Origin of the sequence: Azorhizobium oxalatiphilum (assembly GCF_014635325.1) — a bacterium.
Classification (GTDB): Bacteria; Pseudomonadota; Alphaproteobacteria; order Rhizobiales; family Xanthobacteraceae; genus Azorhizobium; species Azorhizobium oxalatiphilum.
The window spans coordinates 243356-262792 of sequence record NZ_BMCT01000001.1 but is presented as its reverse complement, the minus strand read 5'-3'; the positions used below and the strand labels follow the sequence as shown (position 1 = coordinate 262792).

Below are 19437 nucleotides of genomic sequence, written 5' to 3'. Positions count from 1 at the left end.
GGCCAAACGCCGAAAACGTGCATCGGCGATCACATACACGCGACAACAATCGTTCCATCCGGCCAAACTGAAGCGAAGCCGTTGGCAGCGCTTCATATTCGCCGACCGGTTCGGGGACCGGAACCGGAGCCATCCCGCTTCGTTGTGCCCAAGAGTCAAACAGACACGTCAGACAGGCGAGTCACACAGGCTGACCAAGCAGCGAGGAGCGAAGGAGATGGCAGAGACGCGCGCAAAAGGGTCGTCCAATCGAGGCTTTGCGGCCATGGACGCGGAAAAGCAGCGGGCCATTGCACGCAAGGGCGGCGAGAGCGTTCCGGCGGAGAAGCGCAGCTTCTCGCAGAACCGCGCGCTCGCATCGGCGGCGGGCCGCAAGGGTGGCCAGAGTGTCGCCGACGAGGACCGCAGCTTCTCGCGGGACCGTTCCCTGGCCTCGCAGGCCGGCCAGAAGGGCGGGCAGGCCTCACACTCCAACACCAACACCGAACGCACCTGACGGCTTGAAGTCCTGGAGGACCGCCCGGCACCATCCGGGCGGTCGCCCTGCGTCACGCACACGGAAGCGCGTGCGTTCGCAATGCCTTGCGCAAGGCATCCTTTACCACGTCGGGACTGGCGCGCACGATCGGTATCAGGTTCACAGCAAAGTGCGGAACCGATCGAGCTTGGCCGGCGTTGCTCCCTTCACGATAGGATGACGTGGCCAGACGGCTGCGTTCCGGATTGCGTCCAGGATCGGCGTGGCCGGCAATAGCCTGTGCCTCGTTCTCAAATGGGGTTGGGCATGTATCATCCAGAGGAAGCGGATATCGGACGCCCCATGGATCTGCCTCAGAAGACCGACGCGCCCGGCGCGGCGGATTTGCGAAACCAGGTGCTGGAACTGCTGCCGGCCCTGCGCGCCTTTGCGCGATCGCTGACCCGCAATCGCACGGAAGCCGACGATCTGGTCCAGGAAACGCTGCTCAAGGCTTTGTCGAACATCGACAAATTCGACCCGGGCACGAATCTTCGGGCCTGGCTCTTCACCATCCTGCGCAACACCTATTACACCGAGATCCGCAAGCGCCGGCGCGAGAATGACGGCATGTCCACGCTGGCCCAGCAGGACAGCAACATGGGCCCGGCGCAGGAATGGGCGGTGACGCTCAAAAGCCTCAAGGAAGCCCTCGAACTGCTCCCCGCCGACCAGCGCGAAGCCCTTGTGCTGGTTGGGGCGGCGGGCCTTTCCTACGAGGAAGCGGCGGATGTGTGCGGCTGCGCGCTCGGCACCATCAAGAGCCGCGTCAACCGCGCCCGCGCCAAGCTGCTGACCCTCATGGGCGCGGATGGCAGCGCCGACGTGGTGGAACCCGACGCCCTCGCGCTGTCGGCCTCCCGCAGCGCGCCTTCCTCCTCCTCCTGATCCATCCTTGACCACGCGATGGCACATGCGCGCACGGACAGGCGCGCATGGCACGCGCTTGCCCCTTCCGATGGTCCATTGACGCCCGCGCGCAACCCTTGCGACGCGGGCGTTTGCGCATGGCGGCGAACGGACGGCACAGGATGGCACGCGGATGGACAGGGACATGTCCGCCCGATGGCTCACTGCGCGCGGCAGCCCCAAAGCGCCCATCTCCATAGCTAGAGTATGAGTTTTGGGAATGATCAGCGAGTCGCTGCGCTGATTGCAGCCAGATAGTGAGCGCTTGAGTTTTGGGAATGACTGCCTGTCAGCACGGCGGCGTTTGAGAGGCGCGTCCTTCTCCCTCCCCACCCTTCCCCCCGCGAGCGGGAGAAGGGGCCTGTCGCACTCACGGCCGTGGGGCAAACAAAGTCGGCGCATCCCGCCCCAGGAAGCCCTTTTCCCAAAGCACAAAAGCCCGCTGCCCGGAGGGGCGGCAGGCGGAAACGGCTCGGTGGTCGGTCTGGGAGGAAAGGAGAGCGGAGACCGCCCTCAGGCGATCTCGGGATCCGAGGATTTCGGCCCCTTGGCCGCGGCACCGTTGGTGGCACCGTCCAGCGTAGAGGCGGAAGCAGCCGGGGCAGCGCCGGTGGCAGGGCGATCGGTTTCCACCGCCCCCTGCAGCTGGGCGGCGAGCCTCAGCAACTCTTCCGGCATGTCTTCTTGCGTGAAGTCATCGAACAACTGACGTAATTCCTTGCCAAGCAGGTCCTGCCGAGCCGAAATATCTCGCCGATGAGGGGCTTTCATGCCGCCTCCTTCTCTCTGATCTTGCGTCATAAGACGATCCGGGCGCTGCATGCGCATCGTGACTGCCCGCCTGCTTGTGAAATTCGGCCCTGGACTTGCGTCGCAAGACGAAGTTCGGCTCTGTGATTTGCCACGGCTTGGCCGCCCGGCGCAAGGGTCGATCCCTTGCGGGCACCCCTTCGCGCGAACGGCCGGACCGTTATGGTGAACGGCGCGATGCCGGATGTCTCAGCCGCAAGAGACCGGGGCCGCATGGGCTCAGTCCTTGTAAAGCCGGGATGCGCCGTCGACGGAGACGTCGTCATCCTCGTCCCACTTGGCATCGGCATACGCGTTCATGTCCTCTTTGGTGCGCTTGCCGATGGCTTCGTCCGCCATCCGCAATTGCCGGCGTTCCTCATCTGCCTCGTGCGGCCGGCGGGGTCGCACGAAATCTCGCGTGCACTGCTCGGGAGCGAACTCGCAGTCGTCATAGCCGTGAGGCGCCGACCCATGCGGTGCTGCGCCCTTCGGCCAAGCGACCTGATCGCGATGCGGTGGCCCGGAAGCGGGCGTGCGCGGAGCGGCCATGGTGCTTCTCCTTCTGCGTACAGTTGCAAGGAAACGCGGACAGGGACGGTTTGTTCCGCCCCTCCCCCTGAGGTTTTTCGCATCACCGGACGGTACCAAGGTGGAACCGCCGATGCGTCCGCCAAGTTCCCACAGCACAGGTCCAGCAACGTGCTGACGGAGATGGACATGTCCGACCTTGCGACCGGCGGCGACCGCCGGCTCAATCCGCCCGAACCCGACCCCCTCGAGCAGGAGCGGACCGACCCCGGCCACTTCGCCCGGCAGGGGGATTATGACGACCCCGGCGCCTGCCTGATCCATGACGGCGGCCTGCCACCCGGTGCCCTCCACCGGGAGGAAGAGGCCATGCCCTCCGCGCGCCGGGAGCCACCCACCGACCCTGAATATCTTGCGTGGAAAGAGGCGGAACTGAATGCCCTCGACGCGGATTATCAGCAGTGGAGGCGACAGCAGGCGGAAGCCTACGACGACGCCTATCGAAACTGGCGCGACGCTCCGGGTCACACCCCGTTCGCGCAATGGCGGGAAGCCGTCAACGCAGACCGACCCTCGCGCCGCCCGTGGAGCCGACGGCGCTAGAGCACGAAGCGCTCTGCGAGAGGTCTGAATCTTCAAGGAGTTGAGACAATGCTGAGTTGGGCCCTGACCTTCCTGGTGGTCGCTCTGATCGCCGCCGTGCTTGGTTTCACCACCATTGCCGGCACCGCCATCGAGATTGCGAAGATCATCTTCTTCGTCGCCATCATCCTGTTCCTGATCTCCGCCGTCATGGGCTTCATGCGGCGCGGTCGCGGGCCGGCGCTGTAAAGGCGCCCTGCCCCGGAACACTCCCAGTAGGTGCCGCGCATGCGGCCGGCGCCATGCGCCCTCGATGGTCCCGGCTTGCCGGGACCATCGTCTTTTATGGGGTCTTGGCCCCCGGCTTGCCGGGGCCATCGTCATTTCCGGACGATGCCTTATCGATGAGCGACGGGCAGCCGTCGTGCCCGCGAGCGATCCGGCCATGACGCTATTTCGCGGCCTGCATGGCTGGACTGAATATTGTTTCGCGGCCGGGCCCCGCTTCCTGTCAGAATGGCCGGCTTGCACCTTTGGCCAACCGCAGGACAATGCGGGCTGCAACTTGTGACTTCGCGCTGAGTCGGGAATCAGGGAGCCTGCCGGGGTGGGCCGTGTCGCCCCTGTGCCCGCGCCTCGACCCCTTGCCCTACGGCACCGACCATCCCGCGTAACCCAAGCGTGCCAGTGCTGCGTAGAAAGGGTACCCGACCGGGGCGTCCGAGCCGCCCGGAGCGTCGGGGCCATGCCGCCGTGTGCGGCCAACACCAGTGCCGCAGCGCGCGGCCGGAAGCCTGAACCGACCAGCCGTCCGGGCTGATCGGTAAATCAGCCTTCCAACGTAGGGAAAAGAGACGCCGCCATGAGACGCCTCACCGTCGAGCACCGCACGCGCTATCGCTACGGCGAGCCGGTTTCCTTCGGCCAGCACCGGCTGATGCTGCGCCCGCGCGACAGCCACGGCCTGCGCCTGCTGGACGCCACCCTCACCCTCTTTCCCATCGCCGACGTGAACTATGTCTATGACGTCTTCGGCAATTCCATCGCGCTGGTGGAGCTGAAGGAGGGCGCAGAGGAACTGCGCGTCGACAGCGTGCTGGAGCTGGAGATCTATCCGGTGCCGCCGCTGGAGGCGCTGATCTCCAATGAGGCCGCGCTCTATCCCTTCGTCTATTCCAGCGACGACCGGCTGGACATCGCCCTCACCGCTGCCCGCGCCTATCCCGATCAGGGCGCGGTGGAAGCCTTCGCCCGCTCCTTTTTGCCGGCGGACGGCAGCCGCATCCCCACGCTGGCGCTGCTCTCCTCCATCAATCAGGCGATCCGGGACACCTTCACCTATCAGGCCCGCCACGAGGAGGGCACGCAGTCGCCCGCGCAGACGCTGGAGCTGCGCACCGGCACCTGCCGCGATTTCGCGCTGCTGCTCATGGAGACGGTGCGGGAGCTGGGCTTCGCCGCGCAATTCGTCACCGGCTATCTCTACACCCCCCAGCTCGATCCTCTGGCGGAAGGCGATTTCCTCGGCGCAGGCTCCACCCATGCCTGGGCCACCGTCTATCTGCCGGGGGCAGGCTGGATCGATTTCGACCCCACCAACGCGCTCATCGGCACCGACCATCTGGTGCGGGTGGCAGTGGCGCGCGATCCCCGGCAGGCGGTCCCGGTGGCGGGCAGCTTCTCCGGTTCGCCGGGCGCGTTCCTTGGCATGGATGTGGAAGTGCTGGTGTCCTCGCACGGCGTGATGCCGGCGGTGCCGGTGCTCTCCGCCCCGCCGGGGACGGGGACGACGGGCGGGCAGGCAGCACCGGACGGGCCGAAGGACGGCAGGCGGAGCGGGACGCAGGCGGCGGTCCTGATGATGTCCGCCGTGCTGGAGGATGCGGGCGCGGCGGGGGCGGCGGAGATGGGGGCGGAAGCGGAAGCTCCGCTTGCCCCGATCGCGGTGCCGGACGACGTGGTGGAGCAGTTGGAAGGCGCGGGGCTGGCGGGAGCGGCGCTGGAGCCGTGCGGTGCCGATGGCGTGGTGTTCGTGGATCTGGCCGGCATCGCGCCGGTGCCTGCGGATAACTTTCCGGCAGACGGGCTGATTCCGGAGACAGCGGCTCTATCCCACCCCGTCTGATCGCGCGCTCAGTAATTTTGTCTTTGCGCTTCACTCTGACACGCGCCCTTCTCGCCCAAGCAACGTGCCCCTTTCTTAGCTGCGGGGGAGACTGACGCGTCCCTTCCAGCCCGCACAACGCGCCCCCTCTCCCGCTTGCGGGCGAGGGTTGGGGAGGGGGCAAAGGACGCGCGCCGACAGTGCCCGCGGCTTCCCAGCCATCCCCTAACGCCCTGCGCTTCCCGCGCTACGCGCGGCCCCCTCCCTGCCCTCCCCCGCAAGCGGGAGAGGGTGAAATGGGCGGGGACGGTGAGCGGGTCCACAGCCGGGCGCACGGCATCAGGCATGGTCGTTTCCGCCAAGGCCTCCTGGGCTGACACGCGCCCTTCGCGCCCACGCAACGCGCCCCTTTCTCTTAGCTGCGGGGGAGACTGACGCGCCCCTTCCCACCCGCACAACGCGCCCCCTCTCCCGCCTGCGAGGGAGGGTTGGGGAGGGGGCAAAGGACGCGCGCCGACAGTGCCCGCGGCTTCCCAGCCATCCCCCAACGCCCGCGCTTCCCGCGGCCCCCTCCCTGCCCTCCTCCGCAAGCGGGAGAGGGTGAAATGGGCGGGGACGATGAGAGGGGCCACAGCCGGGCGCACGGCATCAGGCGAAGTCGCGCCTGCCCGCGCATTCCACTCCGATGCGCCCACTTCCCGCCTCGCTAAGCCCCCCCAAACGCAAACGGGGCGCCCGAAGGCGCCCCGTTCCGATCTCGCAGATGTGATCGCGAAAGCGATCAGGGGCAACGCACCTGATAGGAATTGCCATAGGCATCGCGCGCCCAGCAGGCGTTCGGGGTGGTGGCCGCGCCGGCAATCGCGCCGCCGACGCCGCCAAGGCCCGCGCCGATCAGCGCGCCGCCGGCCGTGCCGGTGGCAGCGCCGCCGATCAGGGCGCCCGCGCCCGCACCGATGAGACCGCCGCCCACAGCGCGGTCGGATTCGGAATACTGGCTGCAGCCGGCCAGAGCCAACGCGGCAGCGAGGACCACCATAGCACCCTTCATAACTACTCTCCCTTCAGTCGTCGCCGGCCTGGCCGGTGGATTGCGCCGCCCCCGGAAGCATGCTCCCGATCGCGTGGCGCTGACACTCTAACTACGCGCAACCCTGCGGCCGGGATGATTCCCTCCGCAGGACGCGCCCTCCGCTTTCCAGCCCCGCAGGCAGAGCCCGCGACGACATGAAAACCCTTGGCGTCGCTCACCTCCGACCCCGACGGACGCGCCGTCAGGCCGGCCCGCCATCAGCGGCGCGAGGCGCGCTCACCTGCCGCCATGGCATACAATACAGCTCCCACGGTCAAGCCCACGGCAACCGCCGCGAGAACGGCGGTGCCCGGATTGGCGCTTACCAGGCCCTCGGCGCGGTTTACCGTGCGGCCCATGGAGCGCGCCGCCGAGCGGCTGCCGTCGCGGGCCAGGGAGAAGCCGCTGGCGGCCAGCGCCTGCGCGCCGTCCTCCACCACATGCAGCGCGCGGCTGGCATAGCGGGCCGCATCCTTGCGCGGCTGGCGGGTGTTTTCCTCCGCCGCCCCGGCGAGGGCCTCGCCGAGTTTCGCGATGTCCGTCTTCAGCGCATCGATCTGGCGGGAAATATCGTTGGTCGAGGATCGCGATCCATAGCCAAGCATGAGCCTATCTCCGTTGTTCGCTAGGGAAACGCAGAGTCACGTCGCAGGTTCCGGTGACGGTTGAGGTTGGATGAAGCAATTACTTCATTTGGGTTGATCCTGAGATGATCGACCCCTGCGCGCCTGCGCCGCAATTGGACATCTGCGCCGCGGCTGCCTATTCTGGCGAAAGTTCGTTCAACTTTAGGGGGAACCGTGGCGCGCACGACGCGTTGTTCATAAGCGATTCATCCAAGAGGATTTCATGCACGCACCCTTTGCACCTTCCGAGGCGCATGGTCGTTCAGCGCTCCCGCTGGAGGATCTCCTGAACCCGCACGATTGCGCGTTCTTCTTTGACGTAGATGGCACCCTGATCGACATCGCGATCCATCCGGACGCAGTCACCGTGCCGAAAACCCTGCTGAAGACCCTGGAGACCCTCGACCGCGAGACCGGAGGCGCCCTTGCGCTCGTCAGCGGACGCACCGTGGCCGGTCTCGACGCCCTCTTCTCCCCGCTCCGCCTTGCCGCATCCGGCGTGCATGGCGGCGAGATGCGGCTGTCGGCGGACGCCGAGATCGACCGCCAGAGCCCGGAGCTTGAGAAGGACATCCGCCACGGCCTCGTGGACCTGACCCGCCACATCGAAGGCGTGCTGGTGGAGGACAAGAAATCCACCGTCGCCCTGCATTATCGCCTCAATCCGGAGGCCGGACCCGAACTGAAATCGCTTCTTGAGCGTTTTGTCAGCGAGGCCGGGAACGGCCTCTCGCTGCTGCCGGGCCGGCTGGTGTTCGAGGTCAAGCGGGCCAGCCACGACAAGGGCTCGGCCGTGCGCCAGTTCATGCAGATGCCCGCGTTCGCCGGCCGCACGCCCGTGTTCATGGGCGACGACGTGACCGACGAGGCGGCGTTCGCCGTCATGAAGGACATGGGCGGCGTGGTGGTGTCCGTCGGCCGTGACCTGCCCATCGCCGATGCGGTGCTGCCCCAGGCGGAGGACGTGCGCGCCCTCCTTGAGACCCTCGCCGAAACCGCCCGGAGGAACTGACCGTGTCGCGCTTGATCGTCGTATCCAATCGCGTTGCCGTTCCCGAGGCCGGCAAGACCGCCGCCGGGGGCCTTGCGGTCGCCGTCAACGCGGCGCTGAAGGAGCGTTCCGGCATCTGGTTCGGCTGGAGCGGCAAGATCAGCGAGGAGCCGTCCGAGCGCCCCGCCATCTCCAATCGCAACGGCGTCAAATACGCGGTGATCGACCTGAAAGAGGACGATTACCAGGAATATTACAACGGCTTCGCCAATCGCGTGCTGTGGCCGATCCTGCACTATCGCGTGGATCTGGCCGAGTTCCACCGCTCCGATCTGTCGGGCTATATCCGGGTCAACAAGATCTTCGCCGACCATGTCTCGAAGATCCTGGAGCCGGACGACATCATCTGGGTGCACGACTATCACATGATGCCGCTGGCCCGGTATCTGCGTGAGCGCGGGCACAAGAACCGCATCGGCTTCTTCCTGCACATCCCCATGCCGCCGCCGGAGCTGATCCAGGCGCTGCCGCGCCATGGCGAGATCATCGGCGCGCTGGCCCATTACGATCTGCTGGGCTTCCAGACCGAGAGCGACAAGGAAAACTTCGGCCGCTATCTGGAATCCCGTGGCGGACAGGCCACCGCCGATCGCCGCGCCTATGACATCGGCGGCCGGCGGGTGAAGGTGGGCGCCTTCCCGGTGGCCATCGAGACCGAGAGCTTCGCGCGCCGTGCCCGCCACGCCATGCGCACCAACTTCATGAAGGATTTCCGCTCCAGCCTCGGCGGCAAGAAGATGGTGCTGGGCGTGGATCGCCTCGACTATTCCAAGGGCATCCCCAATCGCCTCGAAGCCTTCGAGAGCCTGCTGCGCACCACGCCCGAATGGCACGAGAAGGTGACGTTCGTGCAGATCACGCCGAAGAGCCGCACGGCCGTGCCCGAATATGCGGAGATGGACCGCTACATCTCCACCAAGGCGGGGCAGATCAACGGCGAGTTCGGCGACGTCTCCTGGACGCCGCTGCGCTACGTCAACAAGACCTATTCCCGCTCGGCGCTGGCCGGCCTCTACCGGGTCGCGGACGTGGCCATGGTGACGCCGCTGCGCGACGGCATGAACCTCGTCGCCAAGGAATTCGTGGCGGCGCAGGATCCCAATGATCCCGGCGTGCTGCTGCTCTCCCAGTTCGCGGGCGCGGCGGCGGAGATGGGCGGCGGGGCGCTGATGGTGAACCCGCACGAGATCGAGGGCGTGGCCCTCGCCCTGCGCCGGGCGCTGGAAATGCCGCTGAAGGAGCGGCAGGACCGCTACCAGCGCATGATGGCGGTGCTCACCGACAATGACATCGACCACTGGGCGCAGACCTTCCTCGACGCCCTCATCGAGCCGTCGCAGCCGGCGCTGGACAGCCTTTTATCCCGCCCCGGCTCCATGCGCTCATCCACCGCGCGCATGGCCGATTTCCACGGCCTTCAGCGCCCGCTGGAAATGTAGCTGTCCCCGTTTCGCCCGGGGGAAGACGACGGCCGGCTGCGCCCCGCAGCCGGCCGTTTTCATGTCACGGAAGGTCCGGTGCGGGCAGTTCCGGTGCGGGCAGCCCCGGCGTCGGCAGTCCCGGCGTGGACAGGCGGGCAAAATAAAACGGCCGGCCTACGGCAGGCCGGCCGTTTTCTCCCCTTGCACCCCGCGAACGGGGTGTCCCCAGGCTGGGAGCCCGAACAGGAAACGGCCGCCCGCGGCACGTCCCCCGAAACTCCAGTGGCTCTCCCATATGCCCGGACGGGCCGCCTGCCGGGGTCGCCCCCCGCAAGATCCACCGCCAAGCATATAGCCACTGAACATGAACTTATGCTGGATACGGGCATGGCGGTATCCACCAAATGGAGGACAAATGGAGGGCTAAAACACCGCTGACTTGGTGACGCCGCAATCCACGCGGCAGGCCGTCTGTTCCGGCCCTATTCGGGCGGAGTGTGGGGCGCGGGCGCTTGGGCGGGCCGGGCCAGCAGCAATTCCAGCACTTCGGACGAGGTGAAATAGGCGCCGTGGGCGCGGGTCTGGAACAGCCCGCCCTGATCCAGCACCAACTGGCGGCTTGCCTGTGAGCCATAGGCCGCCGCATGCCCCGCCACCGGCGCGCTGAGATAGTCATTGCCCGCCGACACGTCGGTCCAGCGCGCCACGGGCTTTTGCGCCAGCACGCGCGCGGTCTCCTCGCGCAGCCAGCGGGAGCGCACGGCGAGCACGCTGTCGGGCGAGCCCAGCGTCACCACCTCCATGCGGGCGAAGTCGCGGTCATGCGGCCAGTCCGCCAACAGGTCGATGAGGATCACCGCGCCGAAACTGTGCGCCACCACGGTGATGACGTCATAGGACGGCAGGCCCTGCTCGTCGCTCGCCCCGGCCACGGCGGAGAGCACGTCGCCCACCGCCTTGCGGATGCGGCTGCGCTGGCCGACGCCGCGCTCGTCCAGCGCATTGGTCAGCAGCACCCGCACCGCCTGCGCATGCTCCACCAGCACCATCAGCGGCGTGACCGGCAGCAGCAGCGCGATCATGGGCCAGCCCCACCATCCCGCCAGCCAGCGCAGCCCGGACGTGGTGCGGGGAAACATTCCCAGCAACGTGGTGGCCATCGCCCCGCCGGTTGCCGGGTCGAGCACCCAATTGGCGGCCGTGATCACGACTGAGGCGTACCAGACGATGAGCGCGATGCCGCCGAGCAGCAGCCCCAGCGCCACCTGCCAGCTCGTGGCCCAAAGCACGGCCAGCCAGATGCGGCTGATGAACCAGTAGGACAGAAGACCGAAGCCGCGCATCATGCGCACGAACGGCTTGGTCTCGGCCTCGGCGGGCAGCAGATCGACCCAATAGGCCTCGAACACATCGCAGCTTTCGAGCCCTGCCGGCGGCGCAGCCTCGCCCGCGCGCGCCTCCACCACCCGCAGGCGAACACCCGATGCGCCGGGGATCTTGATTTCCGCCGTCTCGTCCGTGCCCGAGCGCCGCAGGGGGACGTGCTCGTCCACCAGCAGGTTCTCCACCAGCACGGCGCGCTGCACGTTGCGCTGGAGCCGGCGCAGGCCGGGAATGAGGACGATCGCCTGCCGCTTCCCCGCCATCGGCTCCCCCCGTGTGGCTCACATCCGGTTCAGATCGCGCGCAGGGGCACGCCTCCCTCACCCCGGCGCGGGGATGAGGCCGCGCAGGAGGGCGACCACCTGACTTTGCTGGCTGGTCTCGGTCTTCTCGAAGATGCGCGCCATATAGGTGCGCGCGGTGGCCATGGTGATGCCGCAGCTCGCCGCCGCATCCTTCAGCGCCCCGCCGGCGGCGAGGCAGGCGGCGATCTCCGCCTCGCGGGCGGAAAAGCCGAACAGGGTCCGCGTCATGCGCGAGAACCCCTCCGGCAGGCCAAAGCCCACCTGACGCACGAACACCGCCGCGACGCCCCGCGCCGAAAGACCATAGGCCTCCGCATCGCGCACCGGGCTGATCGCCACCGCATAGACCTGATCCGGCCGCGTGGGATCGGGCCGCAGCATCAGCTCGCCGCTGCCACCATCCAGAACGCCCGGCTGCGGCGCGCAGGCCCGCGCCAGCAGGCGCTGCAAGGTGCGGCCCACGCTCTCCCCGGCATTCGCCGTGCGCGCCACGCCGAGCCGGTCGCCGCGCGCCAGCAGGCCGGCGCGGGCGAGAAGATCGGTGGCGGTGGGGCTGGTGTGCAGCAGGCGCCCCTCATGGTCAGCCAGCGCGAAGCCCACCCCCGCATTGGCCAGCAGCGCCGCCTCCGCCCGCTCGGCCACGCGCAGCGCGCCGAACTGCTGGCGTAGCCGCGCCACCTTCATCATCACCGGCGCCATGAGCCGCATGGCCGCCATGTCTTCCGCATCGAAATCCGGCTGCGTGCGGCCACGGGTGACGATGAAGAAGCCGGAGCCGCCCAGTTGCGGCGCAGGCACCTTGCAGGCCATGGAGCCGAGATAGCCCTGCGGGGCGTACCACTCGTTATAGAAGACGCTGCTGCGGAACTCGGCCTTGGTCATGAACGACTGATCGGTGGCCACCAGCCCGTCCACGGCGCCCATGAGGGGGCGCCAGATCTGGTTGTGGTTCAGCATGTCGTTCAGATAGAGGTTGGCATAGCCGGGATCGCAATTGCCGCTCACCACGTCGGCATGGTGCGCGAACTCGATGCAGAAGCAGGCCGCTGCGCCATGAAACGCATCCTGCAGGGTGCGGATGGCCGCCGGCCACGCCTCCGCGTCATAGGCCGCCTCATAGAGCCGACCGGTCAGATCCGCGATGTCTTCGCGCGTAATGGACGCCATGTCGCTTTTGCTCCCGCCCCCGGTGCTTTCGATCGTCCAAGTCCTGTGCCTGTACCTGTACCGTGCCCTGTTTACGCACCCCGGAGCCGCCGGATGATGCCGAACCTTCCCTTTCGGAAGGCAGCCGCATTTCCGGAGCCCTTTCGGAAGGTGGCTCCCCCGCCCCGTTCCTCATCCGACGCTTCGTCCGCCGACAGGCTCGTCCGCATCAAGCCCGCCCGGCGCTCCGATGCCGGACGCCCTCTGCCCCTTCCCTTGCCCTTCCCTGGCCCCCTTCCCCACAGGCGGGAGAGGGGACCTGTCGTGCGGGCGAAGAGGGAGCGCCCTCTCCGCTCCCACCTGCCGGAAAGCCCTCTCCCGCTTGCGGGGGAAGGGATTTGTCGCGCGCAGAAACGATCTGCCTCATCACAGAAGGCACCCGCACGCAGAGCGCCCACACACGCCACGTGCACCCCAGCCCTCGCCAGCGGTGCCGACCACATGCATCTGTCGCAACGGATCAAGCCGTTCGTGGGTCAAGCCCTCGGGACGTCACCCGCAGCAGCCTGCGAGCGGAGTTCGCCCGAAACCGGCATCGCGGCCCGCACAGCCCATGGCCCGCCTCCCCCGGAGGCGCCGATCGGCTGTCTGCGGCCGGCAATCCGTCGACCCGGTGCCCGATCCGTCGCGTGGTCCACAGGAAGTGGGTAGCCTCAGGCCACCTTTCACCATGAACCGCACCGCGAACCCGCCACCCGAACGCGCATCCCCCCAGATTACACCCGAATAACGTCCACCATATACCGGCGTCCCGTCAAGCGCCTCGAAGCCCCGCCGCAAAAGGATTTTCTAGCCCTCGAAAGGCCCAGCCTCCGGTTTTCCCGCCGTTACCCAAGTGACGTCACAAGAGGCGAAATGAACTGAAATCCGCCTGAAATTTCAGCTTGACCAACTCTTACGTTTAGCTTTGTTTATTATCTAATTTGATTGCCGTACCGATCGACCTTCCCCTGCGTCCGCAGGCGGTCGGCCGGGTGGTCCCGCCGTCCCCCAGACGGTCCTTTCAGGAAAGGTGCCAGAGCCGCCCATGCTGACACAGCAGATCATCAACGGCCTGATGCTCGGCGCCATCTACATGCTGGTGGCCGTGGCCTTCACGCTCGCCATCGGCGTGCTGAACTTCCTCAATTTCTCCATCCCCGGCCTGTTCATGCTGGGCGGGGTGGCCACCTTCGGCTTCCTGAAGATGGGCTGGCCCTTCCTGCTGGCCGCTGCCGGCGCGCTGTTCATCGCCGCCCTCGTCTCGCTGCTGGTGGAGCGGCTCGCCTACAGACGGATGAAGGAGGGGGACGCGGACGTGCCCCTTGTCTCCTCCCTCGGCTTCCTGGTGCTGCTCGAAAATCTCGTGCTCATCCGCTACGGCTCCGACCAGCAGGCCTTCCCGGCGCTGTTCCCGGACATGAACCTGCGCGTGGGCGGCCTCGTCATCGGCATCGTGCAGCTGGTCTCCATGGCCATCTCGCTCGGCCTCGTGGCGTGGCTCTCCTGGTTCCTGCGCACCACCAATGCGGGGCGCCGTATCCGCACGGTGGCCGAGAACCGCGAGACGGCCATGCTCATGGGCATCAATATCGAGCGCCTCGTGCCGCAGCTCTTCGTGTGCAGCGCGCTGCTGGCGGCGCTGGCCGGCCTGCTGTTCGCCATCAACTACCAGCAGGTCACGCCCTTCATGGGCGAGGGCATCGGTTTCAAGGCTGTTGCCGCCATGATCATCGGCGGCATGGGCTCCATCTGGGGCGCGGTCATCGGCGGCCTGCTGATCGGCCTCGCCGAGGTGCTCTCGGTGAGCTTCATCGGCGCCGACGTGGTCAACATCACTGTCTATGGACTTCTTCTGGTGATCCTCATTCTGCGGCCACAGGGCCTGCTCGGCCGTCCGCCTGCGCGGGAGAAGCTGTGATGAGCGGCTATCTGACCGGCGTCCTCGTCGTCCTCGCCTTCAATGTCATGGCGGCCTACGCCGTCTACCTGCCCATGGCGGCGGGCCAGCTCAATCTCGGCATCGCCGGCTTCATGGCGGTGGGCGCCTATGCCGCCGCCTATCTCACCAACGAGATGATGTGGCCCATGTGGATGGCCATCCCCATCGGCAGCGCCGCCGCCGGTCTGGTGGGCATCCTCATCGGCATTCCGGTGCTGCGCACCCACGGCATCTATCTGGCGCTGGCCACCTTCGCCCTCGGGCAGGTGATCGCCGCCATCTTCCTCAACCTCGAAGTGGTGGGGGGCGCCGCCGGCTATCCCGTCACCGAGTTCGCTTCGCCTTATGTGGTGTTCGCGGCCGCCATCGGCGTCACGCTGTTCATGGTGCTGCTGTCCCGCACCCGCTATGCGCTCTATCTGACCGCCGTGAAGAGCGACCCGACGGTCGCGGACCTGATGGGCATTTCGGTGCGCGGCATCCAGGTGTCCGCCTTCGCGCTCGGCGCGGCGGTGGCCGGCTTCGGCGGCGCCTTCTACGCCCACCATTACAACTTCATCGAGGCCCAGCACTTCTCCGTGCTGCTCTCGGTCTACACCGTGCTCTATGTGCTGTTCGGCGGCACGCAGACCGTGTGGGGCCCGCTGGTGGGCGCCGCCTTCTTCACGCTGGTGCCGGAGCTGCTGCGCGCCTCGGAGCAGTGGCGCTATGCCCTGTTCGCCATGTTCATCATCGTCTTCATGGCGCTGCGTCCGCAGGGGCTCATCACCGCCTCCCTGTTCCGCATCTTCCGCCGCCGCCCCAAGGCTGCTGCGGGCACCGAAGCTCAGGGCAAGGGAGCGTCCGCATGACCGCCGCCACCCCTGCCCTTGAGATAAAGGGCCTGCAGAAGTCGTTTGCCGGCGTGCGCGCCATCCGCGACCTGTCGTTCACCGTGCCCAAGGGCCACGCCACGGCCCTCATCGGCCCCAATGGCGCCGGCAAGACCACGGTGTTCAATCTGGTCAGCGGCGTCTACGGCATCGATGCCGGTTCCATCCATGTGAACGGCACCGACATCACCCGCATGCCCTCGCGCCAGCGCATCCGCTCCGGTGTCGCCCGCTCGTTCCAGAACATCCGGCTCATGGGCCATCTCTCGGTTCTGGAAAACCTGCTGGTGGGCCAGCATGTGCGGGCCTCCTCGCTCTGCGCGCTGATCACCCCCTATCGCCTCATCCCCAACCACAAGTGGAAGCGGGAGGCGCGTCGCGCGCTGGAGGAGAGCGGGCTCGGCCAGTATGCGGACGAGACGGTGGGCGCCCTGCCCTATGGCGTGCGCAAGCGCATCGATCTGGTGCGCGCCACGCTCGCCGGGGCCAACGTGCTGATGCTGGACGAGCCGGCCGCCGGCCTCAACCCCAGCGAGACCAATGCGCTGCGCGACCACCTGAAGGCGCTGATCGCCTCCGGCCTGACCCTGCTGGTGGTGGAGCACGACATGCACTTCGTCGACAGCATCTGCGAGAACGTGGTGGTGCTGAACTTCGGCGAGAAGATCGCCGAGGGGCCGCTGTCCGTCGTGCGGAAGGACCCGAAAGTGCGCGAAGCCTATATCGGCTCGGACGAGGAGTGAGGCCGATGGCGCTTCTGGAAGTCTCCGCCATCGAGGTCAATTACGGCCGCGTGACCGCGCTGTCCGGTGTTGATCTGACGGTCAACGAGGGCGAGATCGTCACCGTGCTCGGCGCCAACGGTGCCGGCAAGTCCACGCTGCTGCGCGCCATCCTCGGCGCCGTGCCGCTGAAGGCTGGCGGTATCCGTTTCAGCGGCGCGGACATCACCCGCGCACCCACCCACAGCCGCATCGCCTCCGGCCTCGTGCTGGTGCCGGAAGGCCGGCGCATCCTGATCTCGCTTTCTGTGGAGGAGAACCTCCAGCTGGGCGCGCATATGCGCACCGACACAACCAGAGTGAAAGCCGAGATCGACGCGATTTATCAACGTTTCCCGAACCTTGCGGAGCGCCGGCACATGCTGGCCTCGTGCCTTTCGGGCGGCGAGCAGCAGATGCTGGCCATCGGCCGTGCAATGCTCGCGAAACCCCGACTGATGATGCTGGACGAGCCCTCCCTCGGCCTTTCGCCGCTGTTCGTCTCGAAGCTCTTCGATCTGATCAAGGAACTCAACCGTGACGGCCTCTCCATCCTTCTGGTGGAGCAGAACACCGGCAAGGCGCTGGGCGTCGCCCATCAGGCCACCGTGCTCGAACTCGGGCGCGTGGTGATGGCCGGCGATCCGAAGGCCCTCGCCGCCGATCCGCGCCTGCAACAGGCCTATCTCGGCGAAGGTACTCCCTCTCACTGACGACCCCCCTTCCACAAGGAGCCGGTTCAATGAAGAAGTCGCTTGTCTTTGGTGCAACCCTGCTGGCCGCCGTCTCGGCCGGCGCCATGGCCGCCCGTGCCGATGGTGAACTCATCCTCGGCTACATGATGGCCAAGTCCGGCCCCTATGTGAGCCTCGCCGGCACCAACGAGATCGCGGTCGATCTCGCGGTGGAAGAGATCAACGCCAAGGGCGGCGTGAACGGCAAGAAGATCAAGGTGGTCAAGTTCGACACCGCCGGCGATCCGAAGCAGGCCACCACCGCGCTGCGCCGCTTCGCCGACGACGATGCCGCCATCGCCGTCATCGGCCCGTTCTCCTCGTCCGAGATCCGCACCACCTTCCCGGTGGGCGAGCGCGCCGGCATCCCGCAGATGTCCATGGCCTCTTCGGCCCCGGGCCTCACCAAGGGCTTCTCCTACGGCTTCCGCAACACCACCGACGAGGGCATCGTCCTCGATCAGGTGATGGCCTCCATCAAGTCCAAGAACCTGCCGGCCGCTTCCGGCGCCGCCGCTTACGCCACCGACGACGTGGTGTCCAAGTCCATGGGCACGGTCGTGGTGCCGAAGCTGTTCGAGAAGTATTCCGTCCCCGCCAAGGGCTCGGTGGACTTCCAGCTCTCCGCCTTCGACCTCTCTCCCCAGGTCTCCAAGCTGAAGGAAATGGCCCCCGACATCGTCGGTCTCGGCTCGCCCCCGGAAGGCGCCGTGAATCTGGCCAAGGAGCTGAAGCGCCAGGGCGTGAACACCCGCGTCATCGGTGGCACCACCATCGCTGATCCGGAGCTTCCCAAGCGCATGGACGGCGCCGGCGAGACGCTGACCATCGGCACCACCTTCTTCCCCGACGTGAACGACAAGACCAAGGCCTTCTCGGCCGAGTTCGCCAAGCGCACGAAGGCTGCCGGCATCGCCCGCACCGAGCCCAACCAGATGGACGCCGCTGTCTACGACATCGTCTATCTCTATGCCGAGGCGATGAAGCGCGGCGAAGTGGCCGGCACCAAGGACAAGCTGATCTCCGACCGCACCGCGGTGCGCGACGAGCTGGCCAAGCTGAAGGACTTCGACGCCCTGGAAGGCAAGATCTCCTTCAAGGACGGCGACGCCGTGAAGCCGATCTACATTCTCGAGGTCAAGGGCGGCAAGTGGACCCTTCTCGACACCCGCATGCCTGAATAAGGCCTGCGAGTACGGGACCGGCGGCTCCCCCTCCCCCCTGCCGCCGGTCCCCCCTATTCTTATCGGGCAACGACCCTCTTCCAAGGACACGCCATCATGGGCACCGCGCTCACTTTCACCATCCATTCCGGCGGCACGAGCCGGCAGGAAACCCTGGACATCACGACCGCGGTCATCGCCGGCTGGACCGGCCGGGACAAGGTGGCGCTGGAGAAGCACATCGTCGAGCTGGAAGAGCTGGGCGTCGCCCGCCCCGCCTCGACCCCGATCTACTACCGCTGCTCGACCTCCCGCTTCACCACCGCGACCGTGCTGGAGAACACCGGCCCGGATTCCTCCGGCGAGGTGGAGTTCATGCTGGTGAACGTGGGCGGCAAGCGCTATCTGGGCGTCGGCTCCGACCATACCGACCGCAAGGTCGAGACCTATGGCATCACCGTCTCCAAGCAGATGTGCGACAAGCCCATCGCCCCCGAGCTGTGGGTGCTGGACGACGTGCTGCCGCACTGGGACAGCCTGATCCTGCGCTCGTTCGCGATCATCGACGGTGAGCGCGTGCTCTATCAGGAAGGCACCGTGAACTCCATGCTGCCGCCGGACGAGGTCGTGGCCGGCTTCTCGGGCGCGGATCTTTCCGCCGGCTCGGTGATGTTCTGCGGCACGTTCGCCGTGCACGGCGGCATCCGCCCGGCCGAGCGCTTCGAGTTCGAGATGGAAGACCCGGTGCTGAAGCGCACCATCCGCCACGGCTATGACGTGGTCGTGCTGCCGGTGAACGGCTGAGCATGCAGGCGAACGGCGCCTCCTTCCGCTCCCTCGAGCCTGAGGAGGCGCCGCGCTCGCTGCGCGAGGAAGCCTACGAGATCATCAAGCAGCGGATCATCACCGGCCTGTTCCGGCCCGGTGAGGCGCTGAGCGAAGCGCAGGTTTCCTCCGCCTTGAGCCTCGGCCGCACCCCGGTGCGCCAGGCCTTCGACCGGCTGATGCATGACGGCCTCGTCGAGATCCTGCCCCGCAAGGGCATCATGGTGCGCCCCATCACGCGCGACGAAGTGCAGGACATGGTCGCCGTGCGCCTGCTCAACGAGGGGTTCTGCGCCCGCCTCGCGGCGGAACGGGCCGACTATGCCGTTCTCGGTGCGCTGAACGACGCCCTCGCGCGCGGCCGGGCGGCGGCGCAGGCCGGCGATCCCGACACGCTGATGGCTCTCGACCGCCGCTTCCACGGCGCCATTTCGGCTGCTGCCCGCAACATGGTTCTGGGCGACATCCTGCGCAATCTGCACGACCGCTCGCAGCGGGTGTGGTTCCTGTCGCTGCGCGAGCACGAGCACCATAACCGCGTGGTGGAGGAGCACGCCGCCATCGTGGACGCCATCGCCCGCCGCGACGCGGACGGCGCCGAAGCCGCCATGCGCGCGCACATCCTCTCCTTCGCGGAAAACCTCGGCCGGCAGCTTTAGAGGGCA

20 protein-coding genes are annotated in these 19437 nt (G+C 67.2%); 14 read left to right on the top strand and 6 right to left on the bottom strand.

Annotated features, from left to right (window positions below):
* Positions 1 to 217 precede the first annotated feature (217 nt).
* Positions 218 to 496, top strand: a complete 279-nt coding sequence (locus IEW24_RS01265; RefSeq protein ID WP_188574666.1) for a con-10 family general stress protein — start codon at positions 218 to 220, stop codon at positions 494 to 496.
* A gap of 324 nt (positions 497 to 820) precedes the next feature.
* Entirely contained in the window at positions 821 to 1405 is a 585-nt protein-coding gene (locus IEW24_RS01260; RefSeq protein ID WP_188574664.1) for a sigma-70 family RNA polymerase sigma factor, read from the top strand.
* Positions 1406 to 1939: 534 nt separating this feature from the next.
* Here the strand turns inward: IEW24_RS01260 and IEW24_RS01255 are convergent.
* Entirely contained in the window at positions 1940 to 2227 is a 288-nt protein-coding gene (locus IEW24_RS01255; protein WP_188574662.1) for a hypothetical protein, read from the bottom strand.
* Between the two features lie 228 nt (positions 2228 to 2455).
* Positions 2456 to 2767, bottom strand: coding sequence for a hypothetical protein (locus IEW24_RS01250; RefSeq protein ID WP_188574660.1), 312 nt, complete (start codon positions 2765 to 2767; stop codon positions 2456 to 2458).
* Between the two features lie 168 nt (positions 2768 to 2935).
* On the opposite strand from IEW24_RS01250, the gene IEW24_RS01245 reads away from it, so the two are divergent.
* The 3 genes from IEW24_RS01245 to IEW24_RS01235 all read left to right on the top strand — a co-directional run bounded on the left by IEW24_RS01245 (position 2936) and on the right by IEW24_RS01235 (position 5453).
* A complete protein-coding gene (locus IEW24_RS01245) occupies positions 2936 to 3349 on the top strand; it encodes a hypothetical protein (protein ID WP_188574658.1) in 414 nt (137 codons plus the stop codon).
* A gap of 48 nt (positions 3350 to 3397) precedes the next feature.
* Positions 3398 to 3577, top strand: coding sequence for a DUF1328 domain-containing protein (locus IEW24_RS01240; protein ID WP_188574656.1), 180 nt, complete (start codon positions 3398 to 3400; stop codon positions 3575 to 3577).
* A gap of 613 nt (positions 3578 to 4190) precedes the next feature.
* Positions 4191 to 5453 carry a transglutaminase family protein gene (locus IEW24_RS01235; RefSeq protein WP_210324111.1) on the top strand — a complete coding sequence of 421 codons (1263 nt, stop codon included), beginning with the start codon at positions 4191 to 4193 and terminating at the stop codon, positions 5451 to 5453.
* Positions 5454 to 6213: 760 nt separating this feature from the next.
* On the opposite strand, the gene IEW24_RS01230 is transcribed toward IEW24_RS01235, so the two are convergent.
* A complete protein-coding gene (locus IEW24_RS01230; RefSeq protein WP_188574654.1) occupies positions 6214 to 6483 on the bottom strand; it encodes a YMGG-like glycine zipper-containing protein in 270 nt (89 codons plus the stop codon).
* Positions 6484 to 6722: 239 nt separating this feature from the next.
* Positions 6723 to 7109 carry a hypothetical protein gene (locus tag IEW24_RS01225; RefSeq protein ID WP_188574652.1) on the bottom strand — a complete coding sequence of 129 codons (387 nt, stop codon included), beginning with the start codon at positions 7107 to 7109 and terminating at the stop codon, positions 6723 to 6725.
* Between the two features lie 244 nt (positions 7110 to 7353).
* On the opposite strand from IEW24_RS01225, the gene otsB reads away from it, so the two are divergent.
* Positions 7354 to 8142 (top strand): trehalose-phosphatase, encoded by a 789-nt coding sequence (otsB, locus tag IEW24_RS01220; RefSeq protein WP_188574650.1) that lies wholly within the window; start codon positions 7354 to 7356, stop codon positions 8140 to 8142.
* Between the two features lie 2 nt (positions 8143 to 8144).
* Positions 8145 to 9620, top strand: a complete 1476-nt coding sequence (gene otsA / locus IEW24_RS01215) for an alpha,alpha-trehalose-phosphate synthase (UDP-forming) (protein ID WP_188574647.1) — start codon at positions 8145 to 8147, stop codon at positions 9618 to 9620.
* Positions 9621 to 10084: 464 nt separating this feature from the next.
* Here the strand turns inward: otsA and IEW24_RS01210 are convergent, their stop codons facing one another.
* On the bottom strand, positions 10085 to 11248 hold the full coding sequence (locus IEW24_RS01210) for a hypothetical protein (RefSeq protein ID WP_188574646.1): 1164 nt from the start codon (positions 11246 to 11248) through the stop codon (positions 10085 to 10087).
* Positions 11249 to 11305: 57 nt separating this feature from the next.
* On the bottom strand, positions 11306 to 12457 hold the full coding sequence (locus tag IEW24_RS01205) for a helix-turn-helix transcriptional regulator (protein WP_188574644.1): 1152 nt from the start codon (positions 12455 to 12457) through the stop codon (positions 11306 to 11308).
* A gap of 1066 nt (positions 12458 to 13523) precedes the next feature.
* Between IEW24_RS01205 and IEW24_RS01200 the strand changes: the two genes are divergently transcribed.
* From IEW24_RS01200 to IEW24_RS01170, 7 genes are all read left to right on the top strand, one after another.
* On the top strand, positions 13524 to 14396 hold the full coding sequence (locus tag IEW24_RS01200) for a branched-chain amino acid ABC transporter permease (protein WP_188574642.1): 873 nt from the start codon (positions 13524 to 13526) through the stop codon (positions 14394 to 14396).
* Positions 14396 to 15268: a branched-chain amino acid ABC transporter permease gene (locus tag IEW24_RS01195; RefSeq protein WP_188574641.1), complete on the top strand. Its 873-nt coding sequence runs from the start codon at positions 14396 to 14398 to the stop codon at positions 15266 to 15268. Before IEW24_RS01200 ends, IEW24_RS01195 begins: the two co-directional genes overlap by 1 nt.
* Positions 15265 to 16032 (top strand): ABC transporter ATP-binding protein, encoded by a 768-nt coding sequence (locus IEW24_RS01190; RefSeq protein ID WP_188574639.1) that lies wholly within the window; start codon positions 15265 to 15267, stop codon positions 16030 to 16032. Before IEW24_RS01195 ends, IEW24_RS01190 begins: the two co-directional genes overlap by 4 nt.
* 5 nt (positions 16033 to 16037) lie before the next feature.
* The gene (locus IEW24_RS01185) at positions 16038 to 16763 is read left to right on the top strand and encodes an ABC transporter ATP-binding protein (protein ID WP_188574637.1); all 726 of its coding nucleotides are present in this window, start codon (positions 16038 to 16040) and stop codon (positions 16761 to 16763) included.
* Between the two features lie 29 nt (positions 16764 to 16792).
* On the top strand, positions 16793 to 17968 hold the full coding sequence (locus tag IEW24_RS01180) for an ABC transporter substrate-binding protein (protein WP_188574635.1): 1176 nt from the start codon (positions 16793 to 16795) through the stop codon (positions 17966 to 17968).
* Positions 17969 to 18064: 96 nt separating this feature from the next.
* Positions 18065 to 18751: a DUF2848 domain-containing protein gene (locus tag IEW24_RS01175; protein ID WP_188574633.1), complete on the top strand. Its 687-nt coding sequence runs from the start codon at positions 18065 to 18067 to the stop codon at positions 18749 to 18751.
* A 2-nt stretch (positions 18752 to 18753) separates the two neighbouring features.
* Positions 18754 to 19431: a GntR family transcriptional regulator gene (locus tag IEW24_RS01170; RefSeq protein ID WP_210324110.1), complete on the top strand. Its 678-nt coding sequence runs from the start codon at positions 18754 to 18756 to the stop codon at positions 19429 to 19431.
* The last annotated feature ends 6 nt before the right edge of the window (positions 19432 to 19437 follow it).